The 15,857-nt window shown below is 62.6% G+C and carries 14 protein-coding genes; 6 read left to right on the top strand and 8 right to left on the bottom strand.

Features of this window, described 5'->3' with window-relative positions; all coding sequences use genetic code 11:
• Position 1: 1 nt before the first annotated feature.
• The 5 genes from VNS12_RS06700 to VNS12_RS06720 all read right to left on the bottom strand — a co-directional run bounded on the left by VNS12_RS06700 (position 2) and on the right by VNS12_RS06720 (position 5,403).
• Positions 2 to 988, bottom strand: a complete 987-nt coding sequence (locus tag VNS12_RS06700; protein ID WP_325487070.1) for a glycosyltransferase family 2 protein — start codon at positions 986 to 988, stop codon at positions 2 to 4.
• Between the two features lies 1 nt (position 989).
• Positions 990 to 1,901 carry a glycosyltransferase gene (locus VNS12_RS06705; RefSeq protein ID WP_325487071.1) on the bottom strand — a complete coding sequence of 304 codons (912 nt, stop codon included), beginning with the start codon at positions 1,899 to 1,901 and terminating at the stop codon, positions 990 to 992.
• Between the two features lie 129 nt (positions 1,902 to 2,030).
• The gene (locus VNS12_RS06710) at positions 2,031 to 2,798 is read right to left on the bottom strand and encodes a polysaccharide deacetylase family protein (RefSeq protein WP_325487072.1); all 768 of its coding nucleotides are present in this window, start codon (positions 2,796 to 2,798) and stop codon (positions 2,031 to 2,033) included.
• 67 nt (positions 2,799 to 2,865) lie between these two features.
• Positions 2,866 to 4,410 carry a GumC family protein gene (locus VNS12_RS06715; protein ID WP_325487073.1) on the bottom strand — a complete coding sequence of 515 codons (1,545 nt, stop codon included), beginning with the start codon at positions 4,408 to 4,410 and terminating at the stop codon, positions 2,866 to 2,868.
• Positions 4,411 to 4,605: 195 nt separating this feature from the next.
• Entirely contained in the window at positions 4,606 to 5,403 is a 798-nt protein-coding gene (locus VNS12_RS06720; RefSeq protein ID WP_325487074.1) for a WecB/TagA/CpsF family glycosyltransferase, read from the bottom strand.
• Positions 5,404 to 5,634: 231 nt separating this feature from the next.
• On the opposite strand from VNS12_RS06720, the gene VNS12_RS06725 reads away from it, so the two are divergent.
• The 5 genes from VNS12_RS06725 (at position 5,635) to nadE (ending at position 11,627) form a co-directional block, all read left to right on the top strand.
• Positions 5,635 to 6,777 carry a hypothetical protein gene (locus tag VNS12_RS06725; protein ID WP_325487075.1) on the top strand — a complete coding sequence of 381 codons (1,143 nt, stop codon included), beginning with the start codon at positions 5,635 to 5,637 and terminating at the stop codon, positions 6,775 to 6,777.
• Between the two features lie 95 nt (positions 6,778 to 6,872).
• Positions 6,873 to 8,819, top strand: a complete 1,947-nt coding sequence (gene asnB, locus VNS12_RS06730) for an asparagine synthase (glutamine-hydrolyzing) (RefSeq protein WP_325487076.1) — start codon at positions 6,873 to 6,875, stop codon at positions 8,817 to 8,819.
• 14 nt (positions 8,820 to 8,833) lie between these two features.
• Complete coding sequence (locus tag VNS12_RS06735) at positions 8,834 to 9,091, top strand: acyl carrier protein (RefSeq protein ID WP_325487077.1); 258 nt, start codon at positions 8,834 to 8,836, stop codon at positions 9,089 to 9,091.
• Positions 9,092 to 9,102: 11 nt separating this feature from the next.
• Positions 9,103 to 10,635: a class I adenylate-forming enzyme family protein gene (locus VNS12_RS06740; RefSeq protein WP_325487078.1), complete on the top strand. Its 1,533-nt coding sequence runs from the start codon at positions 9,103 to 9,105 to the stop codon at positions 10,633 to 10,635.
• Positions 10,635 to 11,627, top strand: a complete 993-nt coding sequence (gene nadE / locus VNS12_RS06745) for an NAD(+) synthase (protein ID WP_325487079.1) — start codon at positions 10,635 to 10,637, stop codon at positions 11,625 to 11,627. Before VNS12_RS06740 ends, nadE begins: the two co-directional genes overlap by 1 nt.
• Before the next feature lie 7 nt (positions 11,628 to 11,634).
• Here the strand turns inward: nadE and VNS12_RS06750 are convergent, their stop codons facing one another.
• On the bottom strand, positions 11,635 to 12,966 hold the full coding sequence (locus VNS12_RS06750) for an exopolysaccharide biosynthesis polyprenyl glycosylphosphotransferase (protein WP_325487080.1): 1,332 nt from the start codon (positions 12,964 to 12,966) through the stop codon (positions 11,635 to 11,637).
• Between the two features lie 217 nt (positions 12,967 to 13,183).
• Here VNS12_RS06750 and VNS12_RS06755 point away from each other — a divergent pair, with 217 nt between their 5' ends.
• Entirely contained in the window at positions 13,184 to 13,735 is a 552-nt protein-coding gene (locus VNS12_RS06755; protein WP_325487081.1) for a polysaccharide biosynthesis/export family protein, read from the top strand.
• Positions 13,736 to 13,774: 39 nt separating this feature from the next.
• Here VNS12_RS06755 and VNS12_RS06760 read toward each other — a convergent pair whose 3' ends face one another.
• Both VNS12_RS06760 and VNS12_RS06765 read right to left on the bottom strand, forming a co-directional pair.
• A complete protein-coding gene (locus VNS12_RS06760; protein WP_325487082.1) occupies positions 13,775 to 14,794 on the bottom strand; it encodes a Gfo/Idh/MocA family protein in 1,020 nt (339 codons plus the stop codon).
• On the bottom strand, positions 14,787 to 15,821 hold the full coding sequence (locus tag VNS12_RS06765) for a Gfo/Idh/MocA family protein (RefSeq protein ID WP_325487083.1): 1,035 nt from the start codon (positions 15,819 to 15,821) through the stop codon (positions 14,787 to 14,789). Before VNS12_RS06765 ends, VNS12_RS06760 begins: the two co-directional genes overlap by 8 nt.
• Positions 15,822 to 15,857: the final 36 nt, after the last annotated feature.

The following is a 15,857-nucleotide window of genomic DNA, read 5'->3' on the forward strand; positions in this document are numbered from 1 at the left end:
GTCAGCGCCTGACGTCGGCGACAGGACCGGATGGCGCCCCTCGTCCTTCCGATCCGGACGGCTTGCCGCGATAGGGAGTGGGCACGATGCCCAGGCTGCCCAGGATCCGACCCAGCGACATCAACGGCGGGTGCGTGGCCGACAAGAATCGTCCTGTCCGCAGCAGCACCAGCGCCATGCGCGGGATCGACAGGCCAAGGCTGATGGCATTCTTGGCCACCAGCAGCGCATGCTGGCCCCAGCCGGATACGCGCAAGCGGTCCATGGTGTAATTGATGGTCCCGGTGCGGATCGACCGCGCCATCAGCCAGCGCGGGCTCAGCCGTTCACCCGACACGAACTCGGTGATTACCGCCTCTTCGCACCAGGCGAACCGCAATCCCGCCCGGCGCGCGCGGGAGAAAAAATCCATATCGCCGCCGCCGAGAAAGTTGAACTGCACATCGAACAGCGGCTGGTCGAGCCGCTCGAACACGTCCCGGCGGATGAGGCAATTGCCGGTACCATGGATAATATCGATGGGCCCCGTCCGCGCGTCGATCGACCCGAACAGCGGATGGGCCCGGATGGCCGCGCTCACCGTGCTGTCAAACTCGCGCGCCACCGGTCCGCCCACAATATCAGCCGTGTATCGCTCCGCAGTCTCCGCCATCGCCGCCAGCCATGTGGGCGATGCGGCCTCATCATCATCGATCATCAGCAGATACTTCGCCTGCGGAAACTTGGTTCGCGCCAGCGCAAACACGGCGTTGATCGCATGCACATTGCCCTGTTGCGCTTCGACCGCGGCGACGCCCGCCCGCCCCGTGCGCGCAAAAAACGCCTCGGCCTCGGCCAGTGCCTGCTGCCCCCCGGCATCATTGTCGATAACCGCGATGGCAAACGGAAAGTCGGTCTTTTGAGCATCGAGCGACTGCAAAGTCCGGCGCAGCCCCTCGGGCCGCCGGAAACTGGGGATGCAGACCACCGCCACGATATCGTTGCTCATCTCAAAGTCCTGCAAGCGCCGCCCCCCCGACCAGCAGCGTCCGGGGAAAGTGGCGCGGGTGTTTCCAAAGCGTCTCTGCCATCCCCCGTACAGCCAGCCCAATCCGCCGGGCCCGGATCGCCTGCCCGATGGCATAGGCGTTGAGGTGCGCACCCGCCTGGCTGCGCAATTTTGCGCGCCGCTCCGCCGGAATGGCCGCGACCACCGCCGGGTCCGCAAACAGCTTGTCGATCGCCGGTCCATACTGGGCTTCGGTCAGCGGGCGGGCCATCATCACGCTCTCGCCATAGACGCGATAGTCCATGATATGGGCGGGGACGTAGAGGAATTCGCCCGCGATCGCCAGCCGCGCCCAGGCGTGCCAATCCTCGCAATAACGCAGGCTTTCATCGAACCCGCCCAACTGCGCAAAGGTCTCGCGGCGTACGATCATGATCCCGCCATTGACGATGAAATTGCCCGCCAGCAGCGCCTCGGCGATCGCCCCGGACGGTTTACTCCGCGCGCCGCGCAAGACCCCGCGCCTGCCGGCATTTTTCCCCTCGGCATCGATGCGCTCATAATCGCCATACACCGCCACCGCCCGCTCCGTCGCCTGCGCCAGCAGCGCAGCCAGCGCGCCGGGCCGCAACCGGTCATCGGCGTCGAGAAACATCAGCCAGGTGCCCCGGGCCAACCCGGCCCCGTCATTGCGCGCCGCCGAAACCCCGCTGCGTCCCGCCCGCTCGGTCACCAGGCGCACCCGCGAATCGGCGATTGCCGCCACAAGCTCGGGCGTTCCATCGGTCGAGCCATCATCGATGACGATCACTTCGGCAACGCAATCGCCCTGCGCAAGGGCGCTGGCAATGGCCTCCGCAATGAAGTCCCTGCCGTCACGCACTGGAATGACGATGGAAACGCTGTTGCTCACAGACGCACATATCCCAACTGGTAAAGCCCTGGATTTTATACCCCGTCCGCCGCCCCGCCGCATGGCCGGGATGGGTATGTGGTTAACCGGTTGGGACATGAGGGAATGCCCCAATTGGCGGGGTTTTCCTTACAAAGCCGTCGGCGACGCCCCACCCAGAATATCCATCGCTCCGTCCACGGTTGCGATGGTAAAACCGCGCTGCACCGCTTCGCGCACCACCGCATCGAGCGCCGTTCCTGAATATCCATAGGGGGACGGATCATCGGCAACATCGTGGGTGAAAACAACCAGCCAGCCCGCATCGACGGCCAGAGCGTCATAAACAGCGTTGACCGAGGCGAGGCTGGTATCGGGCCGCAATTCCAGCGTCGAGAGATAATAAGGGTCGATTAGACCCCGGTTGATGCCGGTTTGCCCGCCCCGGCTGGTGCGGAAACGCTGGCGCAACAGCGGTTGCGCGGCCGGGCTGGCCATGGTGAAGGGCAGGGCGAAATTGCGCGGCGTCGTACGGCCATCGAATTGGGCCAGATAGGCGTCGTTGCGGTCAAGGTCATCGACCAGCGCGCGGCGCGTATAGGCCGCCAGCTTGCGATGGCTGAAGGTATGGCTGGCCAGTTCATGCCCCCGCGCCGCCAGATCGGTGCACCCGGCAGCGCCGATCAGCCGCCCGCTCTCGCCTTGCTTATCGGCCAATCCGCCACAGACATAATATGTCCCCCGGGCCCCATGGCGCTCAAGGATGTCGGCCCCGTTGCGCCAGGCACTTTCGGGCGCATCATCAAAGGAAAACGAGACGATAGGCGTTCGCGGCAAGACCTCCAGGGTCCGGCGCGGAAAATGGCGCACGAGGCGATTGGCGACCCGGTCGCCCAAGGTTCCGATCTTCAGGCTCATTGACGGCGATCCCCCTTCGCCTCGAAGCAGCTTTCGCCGCCTCCCGCATTTCAGACAAAAGCCGCCGTCATCGCCCGGAAACCTCCGCGAGCTTGCCCCGCAGCACCGGCAGGAACGCGCGCGTCGCGCCCGCCAGTATGGCGATGCCCCCGCCCACAGCAAGACCCGCAAAGGCTCCCAGCACCAGCAGCACGATTGTGCGGGGCGGCCAGCTCCGGCCAGCCGCCGGCAAGGGTGGCGAGATCACCCGCACAGCGGTCGATTCGATCTGGCTTTGCTCATTGAGTTCGCCTGAGCGCCGCAGGTAATTTTCATAAATCGTTGTCTGCGCATCGACCTCACGCTGCAATTCGCGCAGCGTGATCAGTGCGCTTTCATCGGCGGACAGGATCACCCGGGTCAGGTCGGCGCGGGCCGACAGCTGATCGACCACGGAGCGAGCCTGTTCCATGTCAGCGGCAGCAGCCCTGATGATCCGGTCCGCTTCCTGATTGATCGCCGCTTCGAGTGTCTGCATTTGCGGCCGCAGCGCCGTGATATTGGGATGGCGCGGGCCGTAGATCGCCGATTGGGCATCCAGTTGCCGCCGCAATTCATTGTATTGCGCCCGCAGCCCGGCAATGGCCTCATTGTCCCAGATGCCGCTTTCCCCGGTGGCCGCATTGCGCGCGCCCACCAGTTCGGCATGGCGGCTTTCAGCAGCGATCAGGGTGGCGCGGGCGTCGTTGACCTGGGTGTTGACCTGATCGAGCGAGCGGCTGGCCAGCAATTGGCCCTCGCCTCCGTGCAAGCCATTGGCGCGGCGGAAATCTTCCACCGCCGCTTCGGCTTCGGAAACGCTTTCGCGCAGAACGCCCAGCCGCTCATTGAGCGCTTCGACCGCCTGTCCCGCCGTTGTGCGTTCGGCCTCCCACAATTCTTCCTGAAAGGCAGCGATCAACCCGTTGGCGATCCGCACCGATTTATGTGCGTCCTGGGAACTGACTTCCAAGGTGGCAACATAGGTCTGGCCATCCCGGCGCGCGCCCACACGCTCATAGAGCGATCGCATGGCCCCCAGCCGCGCGTCCTCGGCCTGCTCTTCGGGGCTAGCACCCAGGAACGGCAGCGACAATTTCGGCAGGTCGACAAATTCGGGATCGGTGTCGAGGCCCAGCGCCACAACGGTGCGTTCGAGCACGTTGGTCGAGGTCAGCATCCGCAAGCGGCTGTCGAATTCGAGCATCTGGGTATCGCGCGGGGTTTGCGCGGCATAGCTGTCGGGCGCAATCGGCGCCGAGGGCGGCGCGATCAACAGTTCGGCATAGCTGGTGAAGCGCGGCGGCAGAACCCGCGAGACCCCCAGCGCGGCGACAACGCCCGCCACAAGGCACAGCACAATCAACAGCCGTCCCGACCACAGCCAGGAGATCACCCTCCAGCTGTCGAGCACCGGTAGCGATGGCGGGGAAAACGCTGGGGCGGGTTCGGCGACCAGCACGTCGCCCCTCATCTCCGCCCCGTCGGTTTCATTTGCCGGCTCGGGTGGCCGTGCGGGGGCGTTGAACCGGGCCAAGCGCGCCGCAACGCTGCTTACAGGGCCCTGATCCTGAGGCGCGCGCGTGGTGTACATGTCCTGCTGCCCTTGCCTTTCATCGCTGGCCCTTGGCCATTGCCGTCAGCGTCGATTTCCGGCCCCCAAGACGCTGCCTGCCCATGTCGATGGCGGCATTCCCGGAGTCCTCGTTAAAGCACGCCAACCGTTAAGTCCGGCTTTACCGCCCGGATACGAGAGACGGCGACTGTTTTGTTGTCTCGCGCCAGGCCGTCAGGCCGAAGCACGCATCATTGCCACAATGGCGATCGGGTTGGTGACGAAATAGCGCCCGAACAGGCGTGTCGGCTCCTGCCCGATCCGCCAGGCCCATTCGAGGCCCATGGCCTGCATCCAGCCCGGCGCGCGGCGGTTCTTGCCCGACAGGAAATTGAACAATCCACCCGAAGTCTTGACCACCCCCACCCCGGTCAGCCTGTCGCCATGCTCGACCATGAACCGCTGTTCGTTGGGCACGCCCATGGCCAGCCACAGGATATCGGGGCGCAATTGATTGATCTCGTCGATCTTGGCGTCCAGCGCCTCACCGGTCAGATACCCGTGGGAATGGCCCACGATATCAAGATCGGGATAAAGGCGGCGCACGGCTTCGACCGCGCGGGCGTTTTCGTCTTCATCGGCGCCGAGCATATAGAAGCTCAACCCCTCGTCCTGTGCGATCCGCGCCACGTCGTGAAACAGATCCGTGGTCGCCACCCGTTCGGGCAGCGCCGTTGCGCACAGATGGCGCGAGGCAAACACCATGGGCTGCCCATCCGCTGAGATCTGGTCGGCGGCCAGAAACAATTCCGCCATTTCCGGTTCACGATAGCAGCGGGCCAGCACTTCGCCATTGGCGGAGGTAAGATAGAGGGGACGACCGCCACGGGGCCGCTCCATCGCCGCGTCGCACATCATGCGCGCATTCTGCTGGCGATCCAGAACGGTGATTGGCAGCCCGCCAATCGTCACCCGCCCGATGCCGTCCGCAGCCAAATCGGGCTCGACCCGGTCATAAATCGAAGAGACCACCTGAACTCTCCAGAAACTGTACTGAGGAGTTTCCTACCGCATCGCGAATGGTTTTCGGTTTGCAAATTGGCCCCGTGGTTAATGCGTAAAATGCTGTTAAAAATATTGGCGTAACTACCGCCATCTTTCCGAATTATACACCCATTTTACCTTAACCTTCGGGGACCTGCGGCCGGGGGCAGCCGCCGTAAATCGCGGTGTCTGCCAGCGCTCTTCCGGCTGTCCAATGCAATGGAAAACCCCGGATTTGACGCCAGCGTGACCACCCCGATCGACAGCATTCGCCCCTTCGTGCACACAGATGCCGAGGCCGTTGCCGGCCTGTTTCAGACCGTGATGGCGGCCTCCGATGCACCGCCGCCCCCCGGTCTAGCCGACTATTTCCGGTCGCATTTTCTCGATAGCCCCTTCGCCGATCCCGAGATTCCCTCGCTCGTTTGCGCCTCGTCTGACGGCGGGATCGACGGTTTCATCGGCGTTGCCGTGCAAAAATTTCGATTTGAAAACAACGAACTACGCGCGGCCATTCTTGGCACCCTGATGGCGCGTGACCATGCGAGCTCCCCGATGACAGGCGCGCGCCTGCTCAAGAAGGCCTTCGCCGGAGCGCAGGATGTCACGTTGAGCGAAACCGCTGGTGACGCGTCGCTCGCCATGTGGAAGCAGCTGCGCGGTTCGGTCCTCGATCGCCACAGCCTGACCTTCGTGCGTGTCCTGCGCCCCGCCCGGTTCGCTCTCGACACGCTGGCTCAGCGCATCGGCGCTGCGCGCCTGTTCGCGCCCCTGGCCGGTATGCTCGATCGTCGCGCCGGTCGCAAGCCCGGCCCCCTGCGCTGGACCGGTCTTCCCGCCGACTTCCGCGTTGGCGTCGAAGCCAAGCCTATAGATTCAAACGCATTTTCCGCGCTCGCCGCCGATTTTCTCTCGCGCGATACCGTCGTCCCCATCTGGTCCGAAGACACTCTGAACCGGGTGGTCACCGAAGCAATGGACAAGCCGCCCTTCGGCCAACCGCACCTGTGCGCTGTGGTCACCCGCACGGGAAAAGCCATTGGCGGTTTCCTGTTCCATTTCGCTGGCGAGGGCCCAGCCCGTCTGGTCGAGGTCCTCCACGCCCCCGGTCAGGCCGGACCGGTGCTCGACGCCCTGTTCGCCCACGCCAATGCCCTTGGCGCGGCGTCGGTTCAGGGCCGCACCACTCCCGCCCTGTTCGACGCGCTTCTGAGCCGGCGCACCTTGTTTTTCCACGACAGCGCCAGCGTCATCGACACCGGAAATCCTGAGCTTTTAACGGCTTTTCAGGAGGGCCGGGCACCGTTCAACGGCCTGGTGGGCGAACGCTGGACCCGCCTGATCGGCGGCTCGTTTTCCTGAGCATCTGTTAATCCTAAATCCAGTTTAGCGCGGCGATCCGGCGATCTGCGCATATGATTGCCTGAGGACATCGGGTTCGTTGGGGGCGACCTTTTATGTGTGGCATTGTCGGCTATCGCGACCAGGGCATGACCGCCGGGAACGGCGGCGCCTTGCTGCGCGCCATGACGCAAGCCATCGCCCATCGCGGCCCTGATGGCGACGGGCATTGGACCGCAGACGGCATCGGACTGGGCCACCGGCGTCTGGCAATTGTCGGCCTCACCGACGGCCAACAGCCCATGGCCGACCCGGAGGCCGGGCTGGTCATCAGCTATAATGGCGAGGTGTTCAATTTTCCGCAATTGCGCGCTGACCTTGAGGCGCGCGGCCATCGTTTCCGCACCCGCACCGATACCGAAGTCATTCTAAAGCTTTACCGGCAATACGGTGCCGATTGCGTGACCCATCTCAATGGCGATTTCGCCTTTGCGCTGTGGGATGCACCGCACCGGCGGCTGCTTCTGGCCCGGGACCGTATGGGAGTGCGTCCGCTATTTTGGGCCCGCACCCCAACCGGAATTGCCTTTGCCTCCGAGATCAAGGCGCTCCTCTGCCACGAGGCCATCAACCCGACGCTCGACCCATTCGCGCTCGATGACATCTTCACGCATTGGTCGCCGCTTGCCCCGCGTACGATCTTCAAAGATATCAATGAATTGCCTCCCGGCCACCTCATGATCATCGAAGCTGGGGAGCCGATTATCCGCCCGTATTGGCGGTTGGATTTCCCCGACGCAACCGACGTCGCCCCCGAAGGGAACGAAGACGCTACCGCCGAGGCCGTTCTCGATCTCCTCACCGATGCGACGCGTATCCGGATGAGGGCTGACGTCCCGGTCGGAGCGTACCTTTCGGGCGGGCTGGATTCCTCGATCATCGCCGCATTGGCAGCACGGGAAACGTCAGAAAGATTGTCGACATTCTCGGTCGCTTTCGAGAGCGCCGAGCATGATGAAAGCGGTTTTCAACGCCAGATGGTTTCGGCGCTGGGCACCAACCATGCGCAGGTTCTCTGCCGCAATTCGGACATTGCTGAAATCTTCCCCCAGATCGTGGAGATGGCCGAGCGGCCTATCGTGCGCACCGCGCCGGCACCGATGCACATGCTGGCCGGTCTCGTTCGGGACTCCGGATATAAGGTGGTCCTGACCGGTGAGGGGGCCGACGAAATATTCGCTGGCTACGATATTTTCCGGGAGAACAAAGTACGGCGCTTTTGCGCGCGCGACCCGAAATCGGAACGGCGCGCCCTGCTGTTCAAGCGGCTCTATCCCTATCTGCCGCAATTGCAGAGGCAGAACGCCGCCTATCTCGCCGCCTATTTCGGGGTCAACGTGGCGTCGCTCGATGATCCCCTGTTTTCCCATCGCCCGCGGTTCCGGTCGACGGCGGCAGCCAAGTTGTTTTTTTCCGGCGATCTCAAGGCCGAGTTGAGCGATTATGACGCCTCGGATGCACTCGCAGCGCAACTGCCTGAACGGTTCGGGCGCTGGCATCCGCTGCATCAGGCGCAGTATCTCGAAACACGCTTTTTGCTACCCGGCTATATCCTGTCTGCGCAGGGCGACCGCATGGCCATGGCACACGGAGTAGAAGGGCGTTTTCCATTTCTCGATCACCGGCTGGTGGAACTGGCGGCCTCCATTCCCCCCGCGCTCAAGCTCCGGGGCCTCGACGAGAAATACATTCTGCGTCGCGCAACTCGCCATCTGCTGCCTGCCGAAATCGGCAAGCGCATCAAACAGCCCTATCGCGCGCCGGACAGCGAAGCCTTCGCAGCCAGTGCCGCTCCTTATATCGAGGCGGCGCTTTCAGACGCGGCGCTGGCCCGCACCGGCATGTTCAATCCGCGCGCGGTAAAAGCCTTGCGCGAAAAACTCGCCAGCAGCGGCCTGACGGGCTTTCGTGACAATACCGCATTTGTTGGCGTGCTCTCGGCCCAGATCTGGGCCGACCGTTTCGCCGTTTCTTCTGATCTCAATCGGCCGCAAGCGGCCTGATAAAGGACACCACAATGACTGCACAGGACAAGATCCGCTCCTTCATCGTCGAAAACTTTCTGTTCGGCGACGCAGATTCGATGATCGAAAATTCGGGCTCACTCATCGAAAACGAAATCCTCGATTCCACCGCCGTTCTCGAACTGGTGGCTTTCGTCGAAGAAACCTTCTCGGTCCAGGTCGCCGATACGGACATCGTGCCGGCCAACCTTGATTCAGTCGACGCCATCGCCAGCTTCGTTGCGGCCAAAGCGTCCGACGCGGCGGCCTGAGCACCCAGGCCATGCGCATAGAGCACTACCTGACCCAGAGCGCGAAACGATGGCCTGACAAGACGGCCCTCGTTGCCGGTCCGGTACGTCTAACCTATGCCGAACTGGACCACCGTGCCTCGGCGCTGGCTGGCGCGCTTGCACAGACAGGTATCGGGTGTGGTGATCGGGTGCTGGTTTTTCTCGACAACAGTTGGGAAGCCGCCATCGCGATCTTCGGGATTTTAAAGGCCGGGGCGGCGTTTTCTCCGATCAACGCCGCGACCAAAGCGCAAAAGCTGGCCTATATGATCGATCACAGCCGTCCGCGCGCTGTCATCACCCGAACCCGAATGGCTCAAACGCTGGCCAGCGCCATGGACCAGGCCCGGCACCGCCCTATGGCGATCGTTGCGGGTGACGCATCCCCCGTCCTGTCCGATGCGCTTGCGTTTTCGGCCATGATCGAAGGCAGCGGCGACTTGCCTGATCACGGCGGCACCGCTGACGATCTGGCCATGCTGATCTACACCTCAGGCTCGACCGGCCAGCCCAAGGGCGTGATGATGACCCACGCCAATATGGATGCGGCCGCCAGATCGGTGATGGGCTACCTTAACAACGACGCGGAAGACGTCCTGCTCTCGGTGCTGCCGCTCGCTCACAGTTACGGGCTGTACCAACTGATCACCGCCATGATGGCCGGAGCGACGCTGGTGCTCGAAAAGTCCTTCGCCTTCCCGCGCGTGATCCTCGATACCCTGCGCACCGAGCGCGTCACGGGCCTGCCCATCGTTCCGTCGATGGCGGCACTGATGCTCGACCAGATCGATCCCGAGCGCGATGTCTTTCCCGATCTGCGCTACACCACCACCGCCTCTGCCGCCCTGCCCCCCAGTCATCTGGCCCGGCTGCGCACGGTCTTTCCCAATGCGGCCCTGTATTCGATGTACGGGCAGACCGAGTGCAAGCGCGCCACCTATCTCCCGCCCGAGCGATTGGCCGACAAGCCCGACTCGGTGGGGATCGCTATTCCCGGCACGGATGTTTATGTCGCTGATGACAATGGCCAAACGCTTCCTGCCGGAATGACAGGCGAGTTGATGGTTCGCGGACCCCACGTGATGCAGGGCTATTGGGAAGACCCAGAAGCCACCGCTCACGCCCTTCGGCCCGGCTCCCGCCCGGGGGAAAAGGTGCTGGCGACCGGCGACCTCTTCTATGCCGATAGCGAAGGGTTCTTGTATTTCGTCGCCCGCAAGGACGACATCATCAAAACGCGCGGCGAAAAGGTGGCCCCACGGGAAGTGGAGGCTGCCTTGCTCAGCCATCCCGCCATTGCCGAAGCCATCGTGATCGGGAGAGACGACGCCGTTCTGGGGCAGGCGATTTGCGCCCTCGTTGTCTCCCGCGATCCCGAACTGACCGAAAAGGACGTCGTCCGCCACTGCGCACGACTGCTTGAAGATTTCATGGTGCCCAAAACCGTGATCTTCCGCCAAACCTTACCCAAAACCGATACCGGAAAACTGAGCCGCAAGCTTGCGGCAGAAAGCCTGGTCTGATGTCTGCTACCACTGCACTAAACCGTTCCTCCGCTTTTACCTCCGATATTCTGCATCTTGATGCAGCAGCGGAGGTTGAGCGCATCGTCACTGCCATGCGCACGCAATTGCGAACCGATTTGAAGCGTCGCGGGCTGGTCCTGGGCGTTTCCGGGGGCATTGATTCGAGCGTCTGCGCCGCGCTTGCCGTGCGCGCCGTCGGGCCCGAGCGGGTGCTGGCGCTGATGATGCCGGAAAACGATTCCGATCCCGATAGCCGGAGGCTGGCCGAAGCGCTGCTCGACGGACTGGGGGCCGAAGGCGTTGTCGAGGATATTGGCGAAACCCTGGCCGCGATGGGTTGCTATCAGCGCCGCGATGATGCGATCCGTACGCTGGTTCCCGAATTCGGGCCCGGCTGGGGCTGCAAGGTGACCATCGCCAATTCGCTCGAAGGCGATGGCTTTGCCATTTCCTATCTGGTGGTCCAGTCGCTCGATGGAGAAACCAGAAGGCTGCGGATGCCCGCCGAAGTGTATCTGGCGATCGTCGCCGCGACCAACATGAAGCAGCGCACACGCAAGCAGCTTGAATATTATCACGCCGATCGGCTGAATTACGCAGTTATCGGCACCCCCAACAAGATCGAGTATGATCAGGGGTTCTTCGTCAAGAACGGGGACGGCGCCGCCGATCTCAAGCCGATTGCGCACCTTTACAAGTCGCAGGTCTATCAACTCGCCGAATATCTGGGCGTGCCCGAAGAGATCCGTCGCCGTCCGCCCACCACCGATACATGGACGCTGGCCCAGTCACAGGAAGAATTCTATTTCTCCGTGCCCTACGGTCAGATGGACCTGTGCATGTACGGGCTGGACAATGGTGTATCGCGCGACGATGTGGCGCAGGCGGCCGGGCTGACGGCAGAGCAGGTTGGCCGCGTATGGGCCGATATCGAAGGCAAGCGACGGTCGACCCGCTATCTGCACCTGCCAGCCCTCGCTCTGGAGTGAGCGCAAATCAGTAGGCGTTCTGGCGCGTCTTGCGGGAAAACACCGTGAGGAAGACAATATAAATGTCGAGCGCCAACGACCAGTTCTGAATGTAATACAGGTCGTGGGCCACCCGGCCCTCGACCTTTTCGCGGGTCGAAGTGTCGCCCCGAAATCCGTTGACCTGCGCCCACCCCGAAATGCCCGGCTTGATACGGTTACGATGAGCGTAAGTGGCGACCATACGCTCCATTTCGCTGTCATGGGACACCGCGTGGGGGCGGGGGCCGATCAGGCTCATATCGCCGCGCAGCACATTGAGCAGCTGGGGCAATTCATCGATACTGGTCTTGCGCAGGACCCGCCCGAGCCGGGTGATGCGGCAATCATCCTTTTGCGCCTGCCGCATAGAATGGCCGTCTTCGATCACCCGCATGGACCGGAACTTGTAGATCATAAAGCTGCGCCCGTTAAACCCCATCCGTTCCTGACGGAACAGCGCCGGGCCGGGGCTTTCGAGCCGGATCAGCAACGCGGTCAGCGCCAATATCGGCGAGAGCATGAGAATCAATGTGCCCGACGATGAAATATCAAAGACCCGCTTGACGATCATGCCGGTGAACCCGACCGGCCGCTCGGCGATCCGCCGACTGTCGAGGGGATCGAGAGGGATCGAAACGAAGTCGGCATCGATATTGTAGCGCTTGCACAAATCCGACAGTTGCTCTTCGTCGAGGCCCGCGGGAGCCGAAAGGAACATGATCCTCGTGCACCCTTCGGCAACGCAGCGGCCAATGAAGCCGGCAAGGTCCGCCTCATTGCCTGCACGCGGCGAAAAATGCATCACAGGCTGCACACCAAGGGTCCAAGCACGGGCATAGGTGCCAAAAGCGCTCAGGCTGGCCGCATCGCCAACCACACCGACCCGCTCCAACTGGAGCTGGCCCTGATCCATCAGGCGTCCGATCAGCGCTGAAAGCCCTGCGCGCAAGGCGCAGCCGGCAGCAAGGCCGACTGCCGCAACGCCTGCCAGCTCGCCCCAAAGGGGCCGTACCCCTGTTGACCAGGCGATCGCCATTGAGAGCACAAAGGCCACGGCCCACCCGAGGCCCGCCGAGGCGATCAGATCGGGTTGTCGGTGGGGGGCGCTGATCCGGCGATACCAAACCGGATAAGCCAGCAGTAGCCAGACCAGTGCTCCTGGTAGCGCGGCCAGTCCGGCAAGGCTGAAAAGAAGGGCAAGGATCACAATCGATTCGAATGCGGCGACCAGCCAGCCAAGAGCCGCCCGACCCGGAAGCCGGAACCGTCGCCGCGCACGGCGATCTTCGCCCCGATAGCCTTCAATTACGTTCGACATTGCATCCAGAATCTGGGAATCCGCGTGCGGCGAGTTTATCAACGACCACCTCCGTAACAAAACAGACCAGCCCTACGTGGTTAACCGTTATTGCAGTTCTCTGGATGCCCGATTTCCGCGACTTGCGGAAACTCCGCACCAGGCGCTCCGGGTCGCGAAAAGGAATTTGTTAACCATAATTCGATAACGATCGCTGCATCCGGAATTGGGTTTCTTCATGCGATCACTCAGATTCGTTTCGCTGATCATGCTTCTGGCGCTCGCAGGGTGCGCGCATACCCAGACGGGCACCTACACGGTTGAAGAACCCGGGCCGTATCTCCTCGATGTTGGGGATACGGTGCGCATCAACGTCTATGGCGATGAGGGCCTGAGCGACACCTATCGTGTTGACGATATCGGCAATGTCGCCTTGCCTTTGGTGGGCCGGGTCAAGGCAAAAGGCGTCACGACGGACGCGCTCACCCGCCGGGTCACCTCAGCACTCGCCAACGGCTATCTGCATGACCCTAGTGTCGCCATCGAGATCGCCGGACACCGCCCCTTTTATATTCAGGGCGCGGTTATCAACTCGGGGGAATTTTCCTACACCTTCGGCATGACCGCAAGAGCTGCGGTGAGCGCCGCCGGTGGCTTTACCCCGACCGCGAACCGCTCTTCGGTCCGGCTGTACCGCCAGCAGGGCTCCGAAATGGAATCGCGCGACATCGATCTCGATGTCCCCATCCTGCCGGGCGACAATATCGTCGTCTCCGAGCGCTGGTTGTAGCGCCCGGAATTCCTTGTCTTGCCGCCTTCTGGAGGCGTTTTAGCAGGCGCTTTGTTCAGCGATCTGTTGGGCTTCGAGCGCCAACCGCGTCACCGTCGCTGCATATTCGAACGTGTGCGCGCGGGTGGTGCGCTCAAGAACGTCGGCGGCAAGATCGCTAAAATAGGTGAGCGGGATGTCCGAACAGTCAATATGGGTCGAGCGGGTGTTGTTGACCATGAACAGGTGGTCAGTGCCCGGTCGGCCCTCGACGTCGACATATTTGCGCAGTTCGATGTAGCCTTCCGTTCCCAGGACCAACAACCGGCCGTCGCCCCAGTTGGGCAGCGCGTCAGGCGTGTACCAGTCGAGGCGAGCATACCCTCGCGCCTTGTCGCTCTTGAGCAGGATTTCGCCAAAATCCTGGAACGCCGGGTCCTCTGGATTGGCGTAATTGCCAACGCTTGCCGCCACAATCTCGGCATCGCTGGAATCGGTGAAAGCAAGGAATTGGTCGATCTGATGCGTCCCGATATCGCCCAGAATGCCGCCATAGCGGGCTTTGTCGAAGAACCAGTCGGGACGGGTAGCGCGATTGAGGCGGTGCGGGCCGACGGCGAGGGTTTGGACAACCTTTCCGATCTCCCCTGCCCTGACCAGTTCGAGGGCCTTGATCGAAGACGGCACTTCAAACCGTTCGGAAAAATCCACCGACCAGATGCGCCCGGTGCGCGCGACCGTGGCCTTGATGGCGTCGAGCTCGGAAAACGCGATGCAGCCGGGCTTGTCGAGCATCACGTCCTTGCCGTGCTCCATGGCCTCGATGGCCAGGGCGGCGCGATGTTGCGGCGGAGCAGCGATCAGGACGAGATTGATCTCGGGATCGTCGAGCAACCGGCGATAATCGTCGGCGCGCGGAACATCATCGAACCGCTTGGCGAACCCGGCCAGGGTCTGCGGTTCGCCCTCTGTCCACCATCCCTTGCAGCGCGCGCCGGTATCGAGCATCCCGGCCAGCATTCCATAGATATGGCGGTGATCGATGCCGATCACGCCCATGACGACGCTCGCATTATTCATCGGTTCCAACCTCGCTCAGGGTGACCGCACGCTTTTCGCGCGAGGAAAGGGTCAGGGCATCAATCAACCGGTGAACCTTGAGGGCTTCCGCGCCGGTGACGATGGGCTGGCGTCCATCGCGGACGGCCTCAAGAAAGTCGCGCTGGTTCGATGTGTGCCAGTCATGGGGAAAGGCCATCGGATCGGCCCCGCCGCCTGTTCCAGTCTGTTCTCCAAAGGTCTCCGTGCGGCCATCGTGGTGGGAGACGGTGAGGACCCCGGCGCCAAGATGAGCCGACGCCTTTTCAAAGCCCAGTTCGATGGTTTCCGGTCCGCCGGGATAAGCGGCGGTGGTCGCGACGATGGAACCCAGCGCACCGGACTCAAAGCGCACGCCCGCCGATACAAAATCCTCGGCTTCCATCTTGTGGATCGAAGACGTGCCCATCAGTGCCATGACTTCGCTGACCGGCCCAGTATAGACTTGAAGCAGGTCCAGAGTGTGGATTGCCTGATTGATCATCACGCCGCCCCCGTCGCGCTCATAGGTACCGCGACCCGGCTCGTCGTAATAAGTTTGGGGCCGCCACCAGGGGACGTTGACCTGCGCAATGCTGAGCGCGCCCAATTCGCCCGACTCGATGAGGCTCTGGAGTTTGAGGGAGGCTTCGCGGAAGCGGTTTTGAAACACCACTCCCAGAGTCACCCCGGCGGCGCTCGCTATATCAACGAGTTCCTGTGCCGCGGCGCTGTCGCGCTCCAGCGGCTTTTCAAGCAGGATGTGCTTGCCGGCCGCGGCAGCAGCGGCAACAATCTCGCGCCGCGCATTGGGCGGGGTGAGGACGAGCACCACGTCAATATCGTCGCGGCCCAGCAGGTCTTCGAGACTGCCAGCGACAGGCAGGTTCCACTTCTTGCAAAATTCGTCCAGGCGCGCCGGGTTCCGGCTATAGACACCACGAACCTCGGCGATATCCGAAAGATCCTGCAGCGCCCGGACGTGAATGCCAGCGACCATGCCGATCCCGACAACCCCAATCCCGATCATTTCTTCCTCCTGATGTGCCGGCATATTGCGCAGAAC

This window comes from Pelagibacterium sp. (assembly GCF_035555455.1).
Taxonomy (GTDB): Bacteria; Pseudomonadota; Alphaproteobacteria; order Rhizobiales; family Devosiaceae; genus Pelagibacterium.

Bases quoted from the DNA above. Each gene is read 5' to 3' on its own strand.
- VNS12_RS06700 (WP_325487070.1), bottom strand. From the start codon at position 988: ATGAGCAACGATATCGTGGCGGTGGTCTGCATCCCCAGTTTCCGGCGG.
- VNS12_RS06710 (WP_325487072.1), bottom strand. From the start codon at position 2,798: ATGAGCCTGAAGATCGGAACCTTGGGCGACCGGGTCGCCAATCGCCTC.
- VNS12_RS06715 (WP_325487073.1), bottom strand. From the start codon at position 4,410: ATGTACACCACGCGCGCGCCTCAGGATCAGGGCCCTGTAAGCAGCGTT.
- VNS12_RS06725 (WP_325487075.1), top strand. From the start codon at position 5,635: ATGGAAAACCCCGGATTTGACGCCAGCGTGACCACCCCGATCGACAGC.
- asnB (WP_325487076.1), top strand. From the start codon at position 6,873: ATGTGTGGCATTGTCGGCTATCGCGACCAGGGCATGACCGCCGGGAAC.
- VNS12_RS06735 (WP_325487077.1), top strand. From the start codon at position 8,834: ATGACTGCACAGGACAAGATCCGCTCCTTCATCGTCGAAAACTTTCTG.
- VNS12_RS06740 (WP_325487078.1), top strand. From the start codon at position 9,103: ATGCGCATAGAGCACTACCTGACCCAGAGCGCGAAACGATGGCCTGAC.
- nadE (WP_325487079.1), top strand. From the start codon at position 10,635: ATGTCTGCTACCACTGCACTAAACCGTTCCTCCGCTTTTACCTCCGAT.
- VNS12_RS06750 (WP_325487080.1), bottom strand. From the start codon at position 12,966: ATGTCGAACGTAATTGAAGGCTATCGGGGCGAAGATCGCCGTGCGCGG.
- VNS12_RS06755 (WP_325487081.1), top strand. From the start codon at position 13,184: ATGCGATCACTCAGATTCGTTTCGCTGATCATGCTTCTGGCGCTCGCA.
- VNS12_RS06760 (WP_325487082.1), bottom strand. From the start codon at position 14,794: ATGAATAATGCGAGCGTCGTCATGGGCGTGATCGGCATCGATCACCGC.
- VNS12_RS06765 (WP_325487083.1), bottom strand. From the start codon at position 15,821: ATGATCGGGATTGGGGTTGTCGGGATCGGCATGGTCGCTGGCATTCAC.